Raw genomic sequence first — 16,979 nt, forward strand, 5'->3', positions numbered from 1 at the left:
GCGGCGGTCAGGCCGTGCGGTGGATGTCCTGTGCCCGCACCGGGTGGGCGAAGGGCAGCCCGGTGGCATAGCGGGCGAGTTCGTCGGCGGCGGCAGCGGCCATGCGGTGCAGCTCACCTCCGAGGGAGCCGGCGATGTGCGGCGTGAGCAGGACGTTGGGCAGCTCGTAGAGCGGGGAGTCCGCAGGCAGCACCTCGGGCGTGGTGACGTCGAGTACGGCGTTGAGGCGGCCGGAGACCAGCTCGTCGACCAGCGCGTCCTGGTCGACCAGCGAGCCGCGGGAGGTATTGATCAGCGTGGCGCCGTCGGGCATGAGGGCGAGCCGGCGGCCGTCGATCATGTGCCGGGTGGACGGCAGCTGCGGGGCGTGGATGCTCACCACGTCACTGGCCGAGCACAGTTCGTCGAGTTCCACCGCACGGACGCCGAGTGCGTCGGCCTCGTCGGGGGCCACATAGGGGTCGTGCAGCAGCAGCTCCAGGTCGAACGGCCGGAGCAGTTCGATCACGCGGCGCCCGATCTGGGAGGCGCCGACGATGCCGACGGTGCGGCGGTGGTTGCCGATGTGACCGTAGGCGGCCTGCCAGTCGTACGGGGCACGCCGCCTGCGGTAGTCGGCGGCCAGTTGGAGCACCTGCTTGTTGGAGAACAGGATGGCGGCGAGGGTGTACTCGGCCACCGGCAGCGCGTTGACCCAGGCGGCGGAGGTGACCTGGATGCCGCGTTCCCAGCAGGCGTCGGTCACGTGGTGCTTGACCGAGCCGGCGGCGTGGATGACGGCGCGCAGCCGGGGCGCGGCCGCCAGGACCCGTTCGTCGATGAGGGGGCAGCCCCAGCTGGTGACGAGGACTTCGGCGTCGGCGAGGGCGGCGAGGGCTTCGGGGGTGGTGAAGTCGTCGAGGACGAGTCCGGGGGCGAGGTCGGCGAGCCGGCTCAGCCGGGCCATGGTGTCCTCGTCGATGAGCTGGGGTGCGAGCCGCGGGTCCATGGCGAGGAGTGCGCGAGGACGGCGCCGGTCGGAATCGGAGCGGCCGGAGGACCCGACGGCTGGCGTGGACTGCTGGGGCACGGGGTACTCCGTGGGGTTGACGGGGCTCGTGGTCGGGGCGGTCACTTGACGCTGCCGGCGGTCAGACCGGCCTTCCAGTGGCGCTGCAGGGCGAGGAAGGCGACGACGAGCGGGATCACGGCGACCAGGGACCCGGTGACGACCAGCGGATAGAACTCGGGGAAGCTGCGCGTCTGCGCGTTCCACGAGTACAGGCCGAGGCTGACCGGGAAGAGCCGGTTGTCGGAGAGCATCACGAGCGGCAGGAAGAAGTTGTTCCAGATGGCGGTGAACTGGAACAGGAACACCGTGACGAAGCCCGGCATCACCATCCGCAGCCCGATCGACCAGAAGATGCGCAGCTCCCCCGCCCCGTCCATCCTGGCCGCCTCCAGGACCTCACCGGGGATGTAGCCGGCGACGAAGATCCGGGAGAGGTACACGCCGAAGGGGAAGACCAGGCTGGGGATGAAGACGGCCCAGAAGGTGTTGACGATGCCGACCTTGGAGGCGAGCAGGTACATGGGCAGCGCGAGCGCTGTCGTGGGCACCAGCACGCCGACCAGCACCAGGCCGAACAGCTTCTCCTTGCCCGGGAACCGGTAGACCTCGAAGGCGTAGCCGGCGCAGACGCAGATGAACGCGCAGAGCAGGGCGCCGCCTCCCGCGTAGAGCAGGGAGTTGAGGTACCAGCGGAAGTAGATGCCGCCGTCGGCGGTGGCCAGGTCGTGCAGGTTGTCGCCGAGGTGGAGGTTGCTCAGCGAGAGGCGGTTGCCTCCCAGCAGGTCCGGGGCGTTCTTGGCGGAGGCGGTGAGCAGCCAGACCAGGGGCAGCAGGGTGTAGAGGGTGACCAGTACGAGGGCGGCGTTGACCGCGCCCTTGGACAGGGACCAGGGTCGGGGCTTCCTGGCGTGCGCGCTCATCGGGCGGCCTCCGTCCGGCGCTCGGACCGGGCACGGCCGATCCGGGTGACGAGGAAGGAGAGCAGGGCGGCGGCGAGTGCGAGCAGTACGGACGAGGCGGCGGCGAGGCCGTAGTCGTTGTGCTCGAAGGCGGCGGTGAACGCGTACATGTTGGGGGTCCAGGTGGTGGTGATGCCCGGGGCCGCGCCGCGCAGGATCATCGGCTCGGTGAACAGCTGGAGCGCCCCGATGACGGTGAACAGGGCGACCATCGTGACGGAGGCCTTGATCAGCGGGATCTTGATGCTGAAGGCGGTGCGCAGGGCGCCCGCCCCGTCCACCAGGGCCGCTTCCAGGACCTCGCGCGGGACGGCCTGCAGCGCGGCGAAGAAGATGATCATGTTGTAGCCGGTCCACTCCCAGACCGCGATGTTGACCACCGACGGCAGCGGATGGCCGAGGAAGTCGATCTGCGCGCCGCCGCCGAGTGCGTCGATGACCGGGCTGATGCCGGGGGTGTACAGGTACGTCCAGACCAGGGCCGCGATGATGCCGGGCACGGCGTGCGGGAGGAACAGCGCCAGCTGGAAGAAGCGCTTGGCGCGGGCGTACACGGAGTCGAGCAGCAGGGCCACGACCAGTGACAGGCCGATCATCACGGGGATGTAGAGCATGCAGTACTGGGCGATCGTCAGGAAGCCGGCCCGGTAGGCCGGGTCCCCCAGCGCTCGGGCGTAGTTGCCGAGGCCGGTGAAGACGTCTTCGGCTTCGCCGAAGCCGAGGCCGGAGCGCCGCTCGGTGAACAGGCTGAGATAGACGGCGTAGCCGACCGGGACGAGCATCGCCGCGACGAACAGTGCGAGGAACGGGGCGATCAGTACGGCGGGGGCCCCGTACCTCCCGCGCCACCGCCCAGTGGCGCGGGAGGAGTCGGTGGTGCGGCTCGTCACTGGGCGACCTTGAGTCCGCGGTTCTGGATCTCGGCGACGGTGCCCTTCTGGGCGGCGTCGACGCCGGCCTGGATGGTGCCGCCCTGGCCGAGCTTGCCGAAGGCGTTCTTCAGCTCGTTGTTGGTGACCCCCATGACGGGGCCCCACTGCCAGGTCGGCTTGATCGACTTGGCGGCGTCGGTGAAGACGCTGTAGATGTCCTGGCCGCCGTAGAAGTCGGTGTTGAAGGCGGCCTTGGCGACCGGTACGAGGTCGGGGGCGGCCGGGTACAGGGAGGAGGTGCCGGAGGCGATGCGCGCCTTGATGCCCTCGGGGGTGGTGGTGGCCCAGGTGGCGAACTCGACGGCGGCCTCCGCCTTCTTGCTGTTCTTGGAGACGGCGAAGGTGGAGCCGCCGAGCATGCCGCTGGCGGCCTTGCCGTCCCAGGTCGGGACCGGCGCGACGGCCCACTTGCCGGAGGCTTCGGGGGTGCTGGCCAGGCTGCTCTTGAGCACACCGCCGCCCCAGGAGGCGCCGAGGTAGCCGGCGGTCTCGCCCTTCTGCAGCGAGGCGGTCCACTGCTGGCTGAACGACGGGTGGAGGCGGACCAGGTCGTCCGAGACCAGCTTCTGCCAGTAGTCGCCGACGCGGTTCGTCTCGGGAGTGTCGATGGCCACCTTCCAGGCGTCGCCGGAGGTGGCGAACCACTGGGCGCCGGCCTGCCAGGAGAAGGCCTCGAAGGGGCTGGGGTCGTCAGGGAAGAAGGTGCCGATCCGGGTCTTGGGGTCGGCCGCCTTGAGCTTCTGCGCGTCGGCCCGGTATTCGCCCCAGGTCTTCGGCGGGGTGGTGATGCCCGCCTTCGCGAAGATGTCCTTGCGGTAGAAGAAGACCTGCGGGGCGGCGTCGAGCGGAAGCGCCCAGCTGGAGCCGCCGAGGGAGGTGAGCTGGACGGCCTGCGGCAGGTACTTCGCCTTCAGCTCCGGGGAGACCAGCTTGCTGATGTCCTGAACGGCGCCCTGGCTGACGAAGTCGGGCAGGGCCGCGTACTCCACGTTGAAGACGTCGGGCGCGTTGCCGGCCTTCGAGGCGTCCGAGATCTTGGCGTAGCCGCCCATGATCCCGGAGGGGATCTGCTCGAACTTGACCTGGACGTCCTTGTGGGAGGCGTTGAAGGCGTCCACGACGTCCTGGGTTCCCTTGGCCCAGCCCCAGAAGGTGATGGTGACGGGCTTGCCGTCGCTCGCCCCGGCGGCATCCGATCCGCTGCCGCCACAGGCCGCGAGGAGCGAGAGGGAGAGCGCGGAGACGGTCGTCACGGCGGCCAGGCGGAGGGCCCTGCGCGGGGAGATACGAGGAGTAGACATGGCGCGGCTCCTGAGGAGGGGGTCGGTATGCCCGAATCGGACGCCTGTCGCTGGGAAAGGAAGGACGTCAGCGAGGCGGTGCCGCCATCTTGCGACCGCATGAGATCGGAGTCAAGAGGAATCGATCAAATGATCTCACTTGATATCCACCGGCAAGCTGCTTTTCGGTAACAGTGCTTGTGTTACCGCTGATCGACCGGAATCCGGGGTGCCATCATCAGATCATTCGGTCGGATCGATCCGAAATCCTGCTTCCCGCCTGCCGTTCGATCAAGGAATGAGCCATGCCCTCGATCCAGCTCCCGCCGGAGGACCGGCGCCTCAGCCCCCACACCGGCTGGACCAGACAGCACTGGGAGGCAGCCGCCGACGGGCTCCTGGCAGCCGTCCAGCCGTTCGCAGGCCCCGGAAACGCTCTGATCAGCCTGCCGGGGCCGGGCCCCAGCATCTCCGGGACCCGCTCCGACGGTCTTGAGGGGTTCGCCAGGACGTTCCTGCTCGCCGCGTTCCGGGTCGCGGGTGCGGGCGGAGACGACCCGCACGGACTGCTGCCCCGGTACGCCGAGGGTCTGGCCACCGGCACCCTGAAGCCGACCACCGAGCGCGACCTGACCGACCGGGACCCGGTCTCCTGGCTCGCCGTCGGGGACCGCAACCAGGCGATGGTCGAGGCGGCGTCGATCGCCCTCGCGCTGCGCCTCACCCGGCCCTGGCTGTGGGACCGGCTCGACGAAGGGGTACGTGAGCGGACCCGGGCCTGGCTGGCCGGCGCCCTGCACCACACCCCGGTCGACAACAACTGGTGGCTCTTCCCCTTCACGGTCGGCGGCTTCCTGGCCGAAGCCGGCCTCGACCACGACGGGGCCGCGAAGGCCGCCGTCGCTCGCGGTCTGGCGAAGATCGAGCAGTGGTACCTCGGCGACGGCTGGTACACCGACGGCCGACCACGCGCCTTCGACCACTACAACGGCTGGGCCTTCCACCTCTACCCCGTCCTGCACGCCCACCTGAGCGGCGACGCCGAGCTGCTCGACACCTACGGCAGCCGCCTCGCGGCGCACCTGGAGAGCTACGCCCGGACCTTCGGCGCCGACGGCGCCCCCATGCACCAGGGCCGCTCGCTCACCTACCGGTTCGCCGCTGCGGCCCCGCTGTGGGCAGGAGCACTCAGCGGGCACACCCCGCTGGCGCCGGGCACCACCCGCCGTCTCGCCTCCGGCACGCTGCGCCACTTCATCGACCGGGGTGCGAGCGGACCGAACGGCCTGCTCTCGCTCGGCTGGTACGGCCCCTACCCGCCGGCGATCCAGTCGTACTCCGGGCCGGCGTCACCGTACTGGGCGAGCAAGGGCTTCCTCGGGCTGCTCCTGCCGCCCGACCATCCGGTGTGGACCGAGCCCGAGGCGGCGGCGCCGGTCGAGCGGGGCGACGCCGTCCACCCGTTGCCCGGTCCTGGCTGGCTCATCCAGTCCACCGCGGCCGACGGTCTGGTCCGCCTGCACAACCACGGCAGCGACGACCAGCCGGTGGACGAGGTGCTCGCCGACGACCCGTTGTACGCGCGGCTCGGCTACTCCACCGCCACCGGTCCGGTCCATGACGGTCCCGCCGACAACCACTTCGGACTGGTCGTCGACGGCGAACTCAGCGAGCGCGGCAGGATCCGCCCACTCGGCGCCGGACCCGGCTGGGCAGCCTCGGCACACCGGCCGCGGATCGGCAGCGCGGAACTTCCCGGGATCGCCGTCACCTCATTGGTCCTCGCCGCGGGCGCCGACGAAATCCACGTCCACCTGGTCACCGGGGCCGCGCCGGGCACCGAGGTGCGGCACAGTGGCTGGGCCGTGGCCGGAGGCGCGATCGAGACATGGACGGACGGCCGCCTGGCCCACGTGGTCGCCGAGACCGCGGACGGTACGCGGCTGGCCTCGGCCCTCCGGTGTGTCGAGGGCCTCACCGCGGCCGCGGCGGCCCGTCGGCTCCCGGCCGGCACGGCCTTCGGCGCCGTGGGCGCGCTGCCCGTGCTGACCGGCCACACCGGAAGAGGAACCTCCCTGTTCGTCGCCGCCGCCCGACTCGGCCACTCCACCTCCCACCCCTCCTTCCGCCTCTCCGACGGCCCGCGCGTGCGCATCGACGGGCCGATGATCCACGTGGTCTGGCCGGACGGCAGCGAGCACGAGGTGCTCCTCGCCCCTGACCGGCCGACCGTCCACCGAAAGGACTGACTCCGTGCGACGCGCCTTCTCCACCCTCGGTCTGCCGGGCCTGCCTCTCACCGAGGTGATCCGACTGGCCACCGACCACGGCTGGGCCGGTCTGGAGCTCCGCTGCGCCCTCGGCGAGCCGGTTCACCCGGGCATGTCCGGGGCAGCACGACGCCGCACCCGCCGCGCACTCGACGCCGCCGGCCTCACGCCACTCGCCGTGGCGAGCTACCTCGGCATCGCCGAGCCGGGTGAGGACGGCCCCAGGTGTCCGCCCTGCTCGACCACGTACGGCTGGCGGCCGACCTGGGCGCCCCGCACGTGCGGGTGTTCCCCCGGGGTGGCGACGGCGCCGGCGAGGCCGACCAGCGGGCCGCCCGCCGCCTCGCCGCGGCGGCCGACGAGGCGCACGCTCTGGGCGTACGCATCCTCCTGGAGACGCACGACTCGCACCGCACGGGGCACGACGTGGCCAGGGTGCTCGACCTCGTCGGCCATCCGGCGGTCGGCGCGCTGTGGGACCTGCTCCACACCTGGCTGGCCGGCGAGACGCCGGCGGCGGGTTGGGAAGCGCTACGGCCTCATCTGGGCTACGTCCAGGTCAAGGATGTGGTCGGCCGGTCCGACCTCACCCCGCTGGCGCTCGGCGCGGGCGTGCTGCCCATCGGCGAATGCGTACGCCTGCTGCCGCCGGACTGCTGGGTGTCGTGGGAGTACGAGGCGCCCTGGTACCCGGACGCCGCCCCGCTGGCCCCGCTGCTCGGCCCGGGCGCGGACCACCTCGGCCGGTTGCGCGGCTGACTCCCGGCCATCCGGTGCCGGTGTGCTCAGGTCGTCCGGGCCGGCGGGCTCACTGCTCCGCGCCACCGCACGAGGTACGGATCTTCAGCTCGGGCATGAGTTCCACGCGGTGGACCGGCAGGTCGTGTCCGCTGCCCAGGCGGTTCAGCAGCAGCTCAAGGGCTGCCGCACCCACCGCCCGCTTGGGCGGCGCGACGGCCGTCAACGGCGGTGCGGCCAGGGCCGCGAACACGTCGTCGTAGGAGATCAGCGCCAGGTCGTCCGGGACTCGCAGGCCACGGGCGCGCAGCAGCGGCACGAGCTGGATCGCGGACTGGTCGTTGTGGACCAGCACGGCGCGCACGCCGTCGGCGACGGCCTCGGCGATCCGGGCGGCGACGTCCTCCATGTCGCCGCCCGGACGCCGGATGTCGACGACGGGCTGCGGTACGAGCCCGAGCAGTCGGGTGGCCTCCTCGTAACCGGCCCGGACCTGGTGGGCCGTCCAGCTGTCCTCGCGGGCGGCCAGCAGCACGGAGTCGTGGCCCAGCGAGGACAGCCGCCGGAGCGCCATCAGCACACCGTGGCGGTGGTCGGAGCCGACCGATTCCAGTTCGGCGAAGGGACTGTCGGGCGCCGCGCGGCGCTCGACGAGCACCACGGGAACCCGCAGGTCCCCGATCCACATGCTGTTCTCGGGGTGGCTGCCGGGCTTCCAGTTGGGAGTGAGGAGCAGACCGTCGACGCCCGAGTCGATCAGCTGCTCCACCTGGGCGCGGTCGTCGGAGGACTCGTAGGCGGAGATGCCGAGCACGAGGCGGGCGCCGGCCGCGTTGGCGGCGGAACGGGCACCGTCGATGATCTCGTCGAAGTACGAGCCGACCGTCGGAACGAGCATGCCGATCACCCGGTGGCTTTGCGCCGGCCCCGGTGCGGCAGTCGTGGTGGCGGGGAGCGACACCGCGCCGTGCGAGCGATGGAGCAGCCCTGCGTCCGCGAGGGCGGCGACGTCCCGGCGCACGGTGACGGCCGCGAGACCGATGCGCTCCGCGAGCTCCACCACGCGCACCGTTCCGAGCTCGCGGACGACGTCCAGGATGTGAGCACGACGCTGCTCGGCCGTGACGGTCATGGCGTCCTCCCCGGGTCGGCGGCCTTCGATACCTGGCCAGATCAATTTGTATCATTCGATCTGGGTGCAGATCAACTAGACCTGGCCGCGGTTCAGTCGGCGATCACCTCCAGCACCGGGGGATTCGCGGTGTTCAGGCGAGTGCGGAGGACGGCGGCCAGGCCTGCCACGCCGAGCGGCTCGAAGACGGCGAGGGAGACGGTGCCGTTGCCACCTGCGGAGACCTGGGCCGCGGCAACCGCACCGGTGACGTCGAGGCCGACCCAGTCGTACCCCTTGGAGAGCGTCCCGGTACCGAGCACGGTGATCAGGGAGGGAGCAGTGTTCCAGGTGACGCCGGTCTCCGTCCAGTCACCGGAGGAGGTCGTAAACGCCTGGAGAGTGGTCTGGGTGCCGGCGGAGTCCTGCACGTTGCCGTACACCCACAGCACGGCCCGGGAGACCCGGCCCGAGAGGCCGGAGACGTCGAAGGCGAGCAGGGACCTGCGGTTGTAGCCGTCGTTCGCGGTGGCGGTGTTCTTCACCACCATGGTGGTGGCGTTGCCGTAGTTGGTGTCGGCGTACGAGCCGTCCCGGACGTACGTGGTCGCGGTGGCGCCCAGATGGGAGGCGGTGGCGTTCGCCGGTGCCGTGCCCGAGGTGCTGAGGGCGACGGCACGCCCCGCGCCCTGTGTGCCGCCGGTCTCGGCGAGCAGAACGACCTGCCCGGAGGTGGTGAGCACCTGGACACCGGACGAGGCCGAGACCGACTTGTAGGTGCTGCGGGCGATCGTGACCCGGACCGTGGCGGCTGCCCGCGTGGGATCGGAGACCACGACGGTCATGCTGCCGCCCTGCTCCTTCATCAGCACCGAGCACGGGCCGTCGACGGTGATCGGCCCGGCGCTACCGGCCGCGAAGAAGTTCGCCATGGTGAGGCCGAGCGGGGGGCAGCTGATCGCCTGGGCCTGGGCGGTGTTGGAGAGGACCGTGACGTTCGGGTTCGCCGCGCGGGCGGCGGCGGCCGTCGCGGTGGCGCCGGGCATCAGCTGGTAGCTGTAGCCCGCGCCGACCGGGTCGGTGCCGTGCTCGAACCACAGGGAGAGGTAGTTGCGGGTGATCGGGATGGTGGAGGACGTGGTGTTGATGTCGGACCAGGCGCCGGTGCGGGCGACGCGCTTGGCCTGGACCGTCGCGCCACCGGGGAAGACCCAGGCGCCCATCCCGCCCACCGCCATGTACCCGCAGTCGGTGAAGGTCTGGGTCCATCCGAGGGTGGCCGGCTGGACGGCGCCGTCGACGGTGAAGACCTGGCCGTTGCCGGCGCCGAGGTTGCGGTTGTCCACGGTGGTCCGGACGCCGGTCCCGTCGGTGCAGGTGATGCCGGCACCCAGGCAGAAGATCGAGTCGTCCAGGCAGAACCAGGACTTCTTGCCGGTCAGGGTGGACTGCAGTCCCCGGACGTCCTGGCCGACGGCAGAGTAGGTGCCGTCGGTGGTGCCTCCGGCCCAGGTCGCGTTCGGGTGGGAGGCGCCCCAGGCACCGCCGGCCGCGTCCGCGAGCGGGCGAGTGGAAACGGTCGTCCCGGGGAGCATGTACGGATCGACGGTGGGCCAGAAGGCGTCCGAGTACTGGCCGTTGCCGTAGGTGTCGCCGTACCAGTGGAGCATCCCGCTGTTGGTGTGCCAGCCGCGCAGGTTCTCGCCGTTGCCGGTCTCGTAGAAGCTGGTGCGGGCCGAACACAGGCTGAGCTGGGCGGACCAGCCACCGCGCCGGTGGACTGCCCGGTCCATGCCGAACACCCGGCTCTCGACGGGTTCGGCGGAAGCCGTGACCGTGGCGTCGTCGAGCAGCGCCTTGGCCCGCGCGAGTTCGGGAATCTCCAGGACCTTGCTGCTCAGCACGGGCGCGTAGTAGTCCCGCTTCAGCCAGCCCTTGACCATCGCCTTCCAGGCCGCGGACTGCGCGGGGGAGGCGAGCCCGGAGGTGGCGAGCCGCAGGATGTCGGAGACGATGCCCTGTCCGCGGGTGTGGTCGTCCTGCTGGATCATCGACGGGTCGCTGCTCGAGACACCGCGGCTGATCCCCCGGCCGGAGACGCCGTCCATGACGAGGCCGTTGTACAGGAAGGGCGCCCAGGCCGTGGTCACCGCACCGAAGACGTTCTGCACGGCGGGGTCGGTGACGGCCCAGGTGGTCCCGGCGAGCAGGGTGAACATCTTGCTCAGGCCGCCCAGCAGGACCTGGCCGTAGGTTCCGGCGTAGGGGATGTACGTGTGCTGGAGGTAGCTGCCGTCGGCGTAGATGCCGTCGTCTTCCCGTACGTACGGGAAGACCGGCGAGAGCGCCTGCTTGGCGGTGCTCAGGGGAGCGGAGCTCTTGCCGAGGACCCCGCGCAGAGCCAGTACCCGGCACAGGTCGACCCTGTTGGCGCCCGTGCTGGTGCCGCTGTACGTGGCGACGGTGGACGCGGGGACGAAGTGGTCGACGGCCGCGCAGAAGGCGGCGGTCTGTGCCTGGGTGAGGCTGGGGTACATCAGCGCGCAGACGTCGAGCAGGCGCTGAGGGGCCCCGATCTGCCAGTCCCACCAGTTGTTGTACGTGGTCGTGGTGGGCGTGTACGCGTGGGCGTGCATCCAGTCCAGGCCCGTGGATATGGCCGAGGCGAGCGCGGAGCTGCCGGTCAGCCCCGTGTTCGCCTGGACGTGGGCCAGCGCCATGGTCCGCAGCCGTGTGTACGTACCCGTCACGTTGGCCGAGACGGTGCCGATCGGGAGGTCGGGCCACAGCGATCCGCCGCTCGGGGCCATCGTGCTCTGGAACGATCCCGCCTGGGAGCCGAGCGACGAGAGCGCTCCGGCGAACGGTGCGGCCGTGGGGTCGAATCCCGTTCCGGTGAGCATCCGCACCCACACGTCACGCATCGAATCGTACGTGTCGGCGGCCCGGGCGAGCTGCGGAGGGAGGAGCTGGGAGGCGGCGGCAGCAGCGGCGCCGGCCACGCCGGTCTGGAGCAGGCGGCGCCTGCTCAGTGTGGTGGGGGTGTTCCCGTGGCCGGGGGCAGGCTGACTGGCATTCACTGGGCGCCCTCCTTGTCGTCCCTCCGAGCGGAGCAGCCCGGAGAGTAAGCGCTTTCTCGCGCAGGAGTCAATGAAACGGGCACCCGATTGATCAAATGACCGAATTCGAAAGAAGTAGGCCATTTGGTCTTGCAACGATCATTTGATCTATCTAGAGTGGGGGCCACGCCGCAGTCGGCTGTCATCCCCGCCGACGAAGGCCGGATCATCCTGTCGTGATCAACAGGGGGTCTGTCGCGTCCGTGCGCCTCTGGCGCCCAGGCCGCGAGGTCGCGGTCCTCCGCGGCCCTCGCCGCCGTACGTCCAGCAATCACCTTTCGCAGCCTTGCGGGTCGAAGCCCCGGGCGTGAAGGAGCTCCCGATGAGCACCATCCAGCAGGCGCCCTCCCCCGTCCGTCCCACCACGCGGAGTGCGAGCGTGCAGCACCTCAAAGCGTTCGACTTCGCGACGGCGGCCGAGATGTCCTCGGTCCCCGTGCTGAGGCGGCTGGCTCGCCGAGTGGTCCAGGGCTGGCACCTGCCCGAATCGGTCGAGGAGGCCGTCGGGCTCATCGTGACCGAACTGGCCTCGAACGCGGTGCGTCACAGCGGCAGCCCCGATGTCGATCTGCGCATCACCCTCGTCGAAGGCCGGCTCGTGCTCCACGTCCAGGACTTCGGAAGCTGGCGGGTCCCCTCACCCTCCGAGCCCGTGGAGGAAGAGGCGTGCTCCGGCCGCGGCCTGGACCTGGTCGCCGCGTTCGCTGCGCATTGCGAGATCGTCCGGACCGCCGGGGGCACCCGGGTCGTCGCCGAGATCCTGCTGCCCGAATGACGTCCCCAGCCAATCGCAGCGTCATCCGCATCCGGCCGGTGCCTTCACCGCACCCCGTTCTCCCGCCCGGGCAGGCGGCTCAGCCCGCCGTCACGGGCCCACGGCCGCCGCAGGATGTGCGGACCTTCAGTTCCGGCAGCAGCCGCACGTGGTGAACGGGCAGGTCGGGTCCGGCGTCGAGGCGGCGGATCATCATCTCCACGGCGACGGACCCCACAGCGCGCTTGGGGGGAGCGACGGCGGTCAGCGGCGGTTCGGCCAGGGCCGCGAACACGTCGTCGTAGGAGATCATCGCCAGGTCGTCCGGCACGCGCAGACCGCGGGCGCGCAGCAACGGTGCCAGCCGGATGGCCTCCCTGTCGTTGTGGACCAGCACGGCACGCACGCCGTCACGGGTCACCGCGTCGGCGATGCGCGAAGCCACCGTCTCCGTGTCCAGGCCGGGACGGTGGATGTCGATCACCGTCCCACGCCCGATCCCGAGGAGGCGGACGGCCTCGGCGTAACCGGCCCGTACCTGGTGCGCCGTCCAGGTGTCCTCACGTGCGGCGAGCATCACCGATTCATGGCCCGACGTGAGCAGATGCCGCAGGGCGAGCAGGACGCCGTGAGCGTGGTCCGAGCCGACCGAGTCCAGCTCCGCCGCCGCACTGCCGGGCGGGGCGATGCGCTCGACGAGCACGGCGGGCACCGGCAGCTCGCGGAGCCACGCCGATTCGCCGGCGTCGCCGCCGGGAACCCAGTTCGGGGTCAACAGGAGTCCGTCGAGCCCGGCGTCGAGCAGCTGGGCGACCTGGACCTGGTCGTCCGCGGCCTCGTACGGCGTGATGCCGAGCACCAGTCTGACTCCCGCGGTCTGGGCCGCGGCGCGGGCCCCTGCGATCACCTCGTCGAAGTAGGGGCCGACGGAGGGGACGAGAATGCCGAACACCCGGCCGCGGGCCATGGCACCTGACGGCGGGGTGAAGTCGAGCGGCAGCGAGACCGTGCCGTGCGAGCGGCGCAGCAGACCGCTGTCGGCGAGTGCGGCCACGTCCCGGCGCACGGTGACCGGGGCGCTGCCGATGCGCTCGGCGAGATCCACCACGCGGACCGATCCCAGTTCACGGACCGCGTCGAGGATCCGGGCACGCCGCTGCTCCGCGGTGATGGCCATGGCTCCCCGTTCTCCCTTCCGTGACCCCGGGGCGAGCGGTGCACAAGGGTGCGCACTCAGTATCACTCGCCCCTGCCGTGCCCGCCGGAGGACGCGGACGGCGCGGTCCCTGCCGGGTGCGGACCGGGCCCCGCTCCGGCCCGCACCCGAGCCTCGGCGCCGGTCGTTCCCCGCGTACCCGCGCATCACGCGTCGCGGATGGTCTCCCCGAGGGTTCCTCGCGGAGCGTGACGTATCGCCGGGCCGCACGGCGCGGCATCCCGCACGTCGGAGCCGCCCATGACCGTCGTCGGCCGTGCGGGCGGTTCCTCGCCAGGCCGCCCCACCGACGGCGCCCTCCTGGGCCGGAGTCGTGCGGCCGCCTGCGCCATGGCCGGGTTCCCCGGGTCCGTAACCGCCTTGCAGCGCTTCGCGCACACGGTGACCCGGAGCTGGGGGCTGCCCGACAGCGCCTGCGACACCGTGGCGCTCATGGTCCGCGAACTCGTCCGCGACCTGCCGGGGTTCGGCATCGGGCTGGACGTCTCCCTGATGCTCACCGCCGACGACGCGAGTGTGACCCTACGGGTCAGGGAGGCCGGACGGCCCCGCCCTCCGGCCCGTGCCGCCGCCGTGCCCGGTGGCCGGGGGCTGTGGCGCGAGGAGGTGCGGGCGGTACCTCGCCGGCCGGTCGGCGGCGCCCGTCTGGAGGCCCGGGTGCTCCTGCCGGAACCGGAACACGCGGCGCCACCGACGAGGCTCCCTGAAGGGGGTACGGAACGCCGACCGTGCCGCGCGTGAACACGGACGAATATGGAAGGAGGCGGACCGGAGATCCCTCCGGTCCGCCTCCGCGGGCGATGCCGCCGTGCCTCGGGGTGGTTCACGGCAACGGCGCCACCTCCCGGGCCTCTCAGACGGCGTCGGGCTTCACCAGGTCCGGCAGCTTGGCGTCGAACAGCTCGCTGAACCGGAGCGAGGGCAGGATGTGGCCCTGGTTCGCCGCGTCGTCGGCGACGCTCGCACCCCAGGTGGAGGAGGCCAGGCGCTGGTTCGGCGTGCCGTGGTGACCGTCGCTGGTGAAGCCGCAGTCGCCGATGATGTAGAAGTTCTGCTCCGAGGCCAGCAGTCGCTTGGCGTTGAGCGCCTCGCCCTGGGAGTGGGTGAGGTAGTAAGTGCCGAACGCGTCGGCCATCAGCTCGGTGCGGCGGGTGGCCTCGGGGCCGGTGAGCGTGGTGTTCGTGAACAGGTGGTCCTCGAACTGCACGTGGTGGCCGAACTCGTGGGCCATGATCGCCTTCGGGGCGACGCCGTCCAGGCCGACCTCCTTCATGACCTCCAGGATGCCGTCACCCATGACGATGCGGTCGGAGACGCCCATCGGGTGGGGTTCGCCCTCCTCGGAGTAGGCGAAGGCGTTGAGGGTCAGGATCGGGTTCATCCCGTTCTTCAGGAAGGGCTCCATCTCGAAGTACGCGGGGTAGAAGGCCTTGGCGAACTCGGTGCCCGCCTCGTCTGTGACGCCGTACAGCCGCGCGATCACCCGTCCCGCGCGCTCCGGGGACTGGAAGATGTCGTTCTTCATCGGCACGAGCTGGATGTCGGAGGACTTGATGTCCCAGAAGGACTTGAGGTCCTTCATCGTGGACGTGGTCTCGTTGGTGTACTCGCCGTTGAGGCCGAAGGTGTTGGTCTTCGACTCGGCGCCGAAGAACAGGGACTCGTACATCGGCAGGTCGAGGAACCCGAGCGCCTGCACGATCGCGAAGCCGAAGCGGTTGTTGATGCCCTCGTAGTGCTTGGCTATGGCCTCCCGGAACGGGGTGCTCTGGCACTGGTAGGCGTTCGGGTCGATGACGGAGTCGCGGACCTGCGTCCACTGGGTGTGGTCGGCACCCGTCTTCTCGTAGAGGGCCTGCAGGCGGTCCTGCCAACCGGCCGGAAGCTTGGCGACGAAGTCGTCCACCGCGGCCTTGACCTTCGGGTCGAGCGCGGAGGTGTCGATTCCCCCGGGAGTGGCAGCGGTCATGGCGGTCGGAGCGGCCGGGTCCGCGTCGGCGGCCGAGGCGGGCACGACGGCGCCCAGCGCGCAGGTGGCGACGGTCGCAACGGTCACGGCCCAGGCGACATGCTTCTTCATGGGGAACTCCTCGGGGCTGGTGTGAACACCGGGTGAAAGATGCGGGAGAAGCCGGCGTCCGGTGTGTGATCACTCTGCGGGCCGGACGCGGCGAGCGGCAGGAGTCCGGGCTGTCACGATCCGGCATGGCAGGAACCTGACGCGGTGAAGGCCCCCCAGCCCCCCCGGACCGGGACGGGCCGGAACCGACCCGTACGTCATGGCGTGTTATCAAGGAGACGTGCATCCCCTTCAGGCCATAGGCCTGCCCGCTTCCGCCGACGACGCGTATCTCGTGCTCGTCGAAGGCGGCGCGCTGACACTCGCCGAGCTCGCCGAGGTCCTGGGCATGTCACCGCGCGAGGCCACCGAGGCGGTCGCGAGGCTGAGTGCTCTCGGCCTGGTGGAGACGGTGCCGGGGGACGGTGACGCGCCGACGACCGTCCGCGCGTGCCCGCCCGGGGCGTCCCTGGAGAGCCTCGCCGACGACCGCGTCCGGCAGGCCGCCGCCCTGCGGGAGAGCTCCGAGGCCCTGTCCCGGTTCTGGCGCCATCACCATCCGGACAGCGCCGGATACGTCGAGGTCGTCCGTACCGCCGCCGCGATCGAGGCGGTCAAGCGCCGCGTCCACGACGAGGCCACGCGGTGCGTCCGCGGTCTGTCCATCGGACTGCCCGTCAACCGGTCCGGGCGCGTCACGATCCTGGACGGCGCGCTGGAGGCTATGGCCGACGGCGTCGAGTACAAGGTGGTGTACCGGGCACAGGCGCTCAACGACCCGGATGTCCGGGAGATCGTCCAGACCTGTGTACGGGCCGGGGAACAGGCCCGCGTCTTCCCCGACCTGCCGCTCAGCCTGACGATCTGCGACGAGGATTTCTGCGTCGTCAACATCCCCTTGCCGAGGTTCGGCCGGGCGCACGCGATGATCGTGCGGCGTTCCGAGCTCCTGGACGCGTTCATCGGCGTGTTCGAGTCCTACTGGCGGCTGGGCGTCCCCCTGCCCGCCGGCGACGACTCGGTCGGAACGGACGCGGACGCGTCGGCGAACCCGCCCGAGGACGCCCGCCGCCTGCTGACCTGCCTCAGCTCCGGGCTGACCGACGAGTCCATCGCACGGGAACTCGGCGTCAGCGAACGCACCATCGCCCGCCGCATCGCCCGCCTCCAGGAGATCGTCGGCGCCCAGACCCGGTTCCAGCTCGGGGTCCAGGCAACCCGCCGCGGCTGGCTCTGAGGACCGCCGACCCGTACTCGGTGATGCCCGCACGCCCGGCCGGCGTGCGGCTCGTCGGCGGTGCCGACGCGTAGCCGGTGACCGCCGGGCGTGACCGTCCTCGCTGACGCTGCCCCCACCGGCACGGCATCCGTCACGCCGGGCCCCTCGTCCTGCGCGGCCTCGCCCCCACCGACAACGGGAGTACGACGCCCGAGACGGGCGCGTCCCTGGCACCGGTACGTCCCATTCCGCATCTGTGTCCTGCGCCTCT

Annotated in this window: 12 protein-coding genes and 1 pseudogene; 5 read left to right on the forward strand and 8 right to left on the reverse strand. The window is 71.2% G+C overall.

Annotated features, from left to right (window positions below):
* Positions 1–7 precede the first annotated feature (7 nt).
* The 4 genes from ACH4TP_RS09150 to ACH4TP_RS09165 form a co-directional block, all read right to left on the reverse strand.
* The gene (locus ACH4TP_RS09150) at positions 8–988 is read right to left on the reverse strand and encodes a hydroxyacid dehydrogenase (RefSeq protein WP_398436865.1); all 981 of its coding nucleotides are present in this window, start codon (positions 986–988) and stop codon (positions 8–10) included.
* Between the two features lie 122 nt (positions 989–1,110).
* Entirely contained in the window at positions 1,111–1,971 is an 861-nt protein-coding gene (locus ACH4TP_RS09155) for a carbohydrate ABC transporter permease (protein ID WP_398436681.1), read from the reverse strand.
* Positions 1,968–2,900, reverse strand: a complete 933-nt coding sequence (locus ACH4TP_RS09160; protein WP_398436683.1) for a carbohydrate ABC transporter permease — start codon at positions 2,898–2,900, stop codon at positions 1,968–1,970. The genes ACH4TP_RS09155 and ACH4TP_RS09160 overlap by 4 nt, the downstream gene beginning before the upstream one ends.
* Complete coding sequence (locus tag ACH4TP_RS09165; RefSeq protein ID WP_398436685.1) at positions 2,897–4,243, reverse strand: ABC transporter substrate-binding protein; 1,347 nt, start codon at positions 4,241–4,243, stop codon at positions 2,897–2,899. The genes ACH4TP_RS09160 and ACH4TP_RS09165 overlap by 4 nt, the downstream gene beginning before the upstream one ends.
* A 284-nt stretch (positions 4,244–4,527) precedes the next feature.
* On the opposite strand from ACH4TP_RS09165, the gene ACH4TP_RS09170 reads away from it, so the two are divergent.
* Together ACH4TP_RS09170 and ACH4TP_RS09175 are read left to right on the forward strand one after the other, a co-directional pair.
* Positions 4,528–6,471, forward strand: coding sequence for a DUF2264 domain-containing protein (locus ACH4TP_RS09170; protein ID WP_398436687.1), 1,944 nt, complete (start codon positions 4,528–4,530; stop codon positions 6,469–6,471).
* Between the two features lie 4 nt (positions 6,472–6,475).
* Positions 6,476–7,251, forward strand: a pseudogene (locus ACH4TP_RS09175) (sugar phosphate isomerase/epimerase family protein).
* A gap of 49 nt (positions 7,252–7,300) precedes the next feature.
* Here ACH4TP_RS09175 and ACH4TP_RS09180 read toward each other — a convergent pair.
* Together ACH4TP_RS09180 and ACH4TP_RS09185 are read right to left on the reverse strand one after the other, a co-directional pair.
* Positions 7,301–8,362: a substrate-binding domain-containing protein gene (locus ACH4TP_RS09180; RefSeq protein ID WP_398436688.1), complete on the reverse strand. Its 1,062-nt coding sequence runs from the start codon at positions 8,360–8,362 to the stop codon at positions 7,301–7,303.
* Between the two features lie 92 nt (positions 8,363–8,454).
* Positions 8,455–11,421, reverse strand: a complete 2,967-nt coding sequence (locus ACH4TP_RS09185) for a polysaccharide lyase family 8 super-sandwich domain-containing protein (protein WP_398436690.1) — start codon at positions 11,419–11,421, stop codon at positions 8,455–8,457.
* 361 nt (positions 11,422–11,782) lie between these two features.
* Here ACH4TP_RS09185 and ACH4TP_RS09190 point away from each other — a divergent pair, with 361 nt between their 5' ends.
* Complete coding sequence (locus tag ACH4TP_RS09190) at positions 11,783–12,235, forward strand: ATP-binding protein (RefSeq protein WP_398436691.1); 453 nt, start codon at positions 11,783–11,785, stop codon at positions 12,233–12,235.
* A 79-nt stretch (positions 12,236–12,314) separates the two neighbouring features.
* Here the strand turns inward: ACH4TP_RS09190 and ACH4TP_RS09195 are convergent, their stop codons facing one another.
* Positions 12,315–13,391 (reverse strand): substrate-binding domain-containing protein, encoded by a 1,077-nt coding sequence (locus tag ACH4TP_RS09195; RefSeq protein WP_398436693.1) that lies wholly within the window; start codon positions 13,389–13,391, stop codon positions 12,315–12,317.
* A gap of 279 nt (positions 13,392–13,670) precedes the next feature.
* Between ACH4TP_RS09195 and ACH4TP_RS09200 the strand changes: the two genes are divergently transcribed.
* Positions 13,671–14,171, forward strand: coding sequence for a hypothetical protein (locus ACH4TP_RS09200; RefSeq protein WP_398436695.1), 501 nt, complete (start codon positions 13,671–13,673; stop codon positions 14,169–14,171).
* A gap of 112 nt (positions 14,172–14,283) precedes the next feature.
* On the opposite strand, the gene ACH4TP_RS09205 is transcribed toward ACH4TP_RS09200, so the two are convergent.
* The gene (locus ACH4TP_RS09205) at positions 14,284–15,510 is read right to left on the reverse strand and encodes a hypothetical protein (RefSeq protein ID WP_398436697.1); all 1,227 of its coding nucleotides are present in this window, start codon (positions 15,508–15,510) and stop codon (positions 14,284–14,286) included.
* Positions 15,511–15,730: 220 nt separating this feature from the next.
* On the opposite strand from ACH4TP_RS09205, the gene ACH4TP_RS09210 reads away from it, so the two are divergent.
* Positions 15,731–16,726 carry a helix-turn-helix domain-containing protein gene (locus ACH4TP_RS09210; protein ID WP_398436699.1) on the forward strand — a complete coding sequence of 332 codons (996 nt, stop codon included), beginning with the start codon at positions 15,731–15,733 and terminating at the stop codon, positions 16,724–16,726.
* Positions 16,727–16,979: the final 253 nt, after the last annotated feature.

Origin of the sequence: Streptomyces sp. NPDC021012, assembly GCF_044333355.1 — a bacterium.
In the GTDB taxonomy this organism is placed as follows: domain Bacteria; phylum Actinomycetota; class Actinomycetes; order Streptomycetales; family Streptomycetaceae; genus Streptomyces.

What these genes read in the sequence shown, in the direction of transcription:
- ACH4TP_RS09190 (WP_398436691.1), top strand. Translation starts at nt 11,783, where the DNA reads ATGAGCACCATCCAGCAGGCGCCCTCCCCCGTCCGTCCCACCACGCGG.
- ACH4TP_RS09180 (WP_398436688.1), bottom strand. Translation starts at nt 8,362, where the DNA reads ATGACCGTCACGGCCGAGCAGCGTCGTGCTCACATCCTGGACGTCGTC.
- ACH4TP_RS09195 (WP_398436693.1), bottom strand. Translation starts at nt 13,391, where the DNA reads ATGGCCATCACCGCGGAGCAGCGGCGTGCCCGGATCCTCGACGCGGTC.
- ACH4TP_RS09165 (WP_398436685.1), bottom strand. Translation starts at nt 4,243, where the DNA reads ATGTCTACTCCTCGTATCTCCCCGCGCAGGGCCCTCCGCCTGGCCGCC.
- ACH4TP_RS09170 (WP_398436687.1), top strand. Translation starts at nt 4,528, where the DNA reads ATGCCCTCGATCCAGCTCCCGCCGGAGGACCGGCGCCTCAGCCCCCAC.
- ACH4TP_RS09205 (WP_398436697.1), bottom strand. Translation starts at nt 15,510, where the DNA reads ATGAAGAAGCATGTCGCCTGGGCCGTGACCGTTGCGACCGTCGCCACC.
- ACH4TP_RS09155 (WP_398436681.1), bottom strand. Translation starts at nt 1,971, where the DNA reads ATGAGCGCGCACGCCAGGAAGCCCCGACCCTGGTCCCTGTCCAAGGGC.
- ACH4TP_RS09200 (WP_398436695.1), top strand. Translation starts at nt 13,671, where the DNA reads ATGACCGTCGTCGGCCGTGCGGGCGGTTCCTCGCCAGGCCGCCCCACC.
- ACH4TP_RS09150 (WP_398436865.1), bottom strand. Translation starts at nt 988, where the DNA reads ATGGACCCGCGGCTCGCACCCCAGCTCATCGACGAGGACACCATGGCC.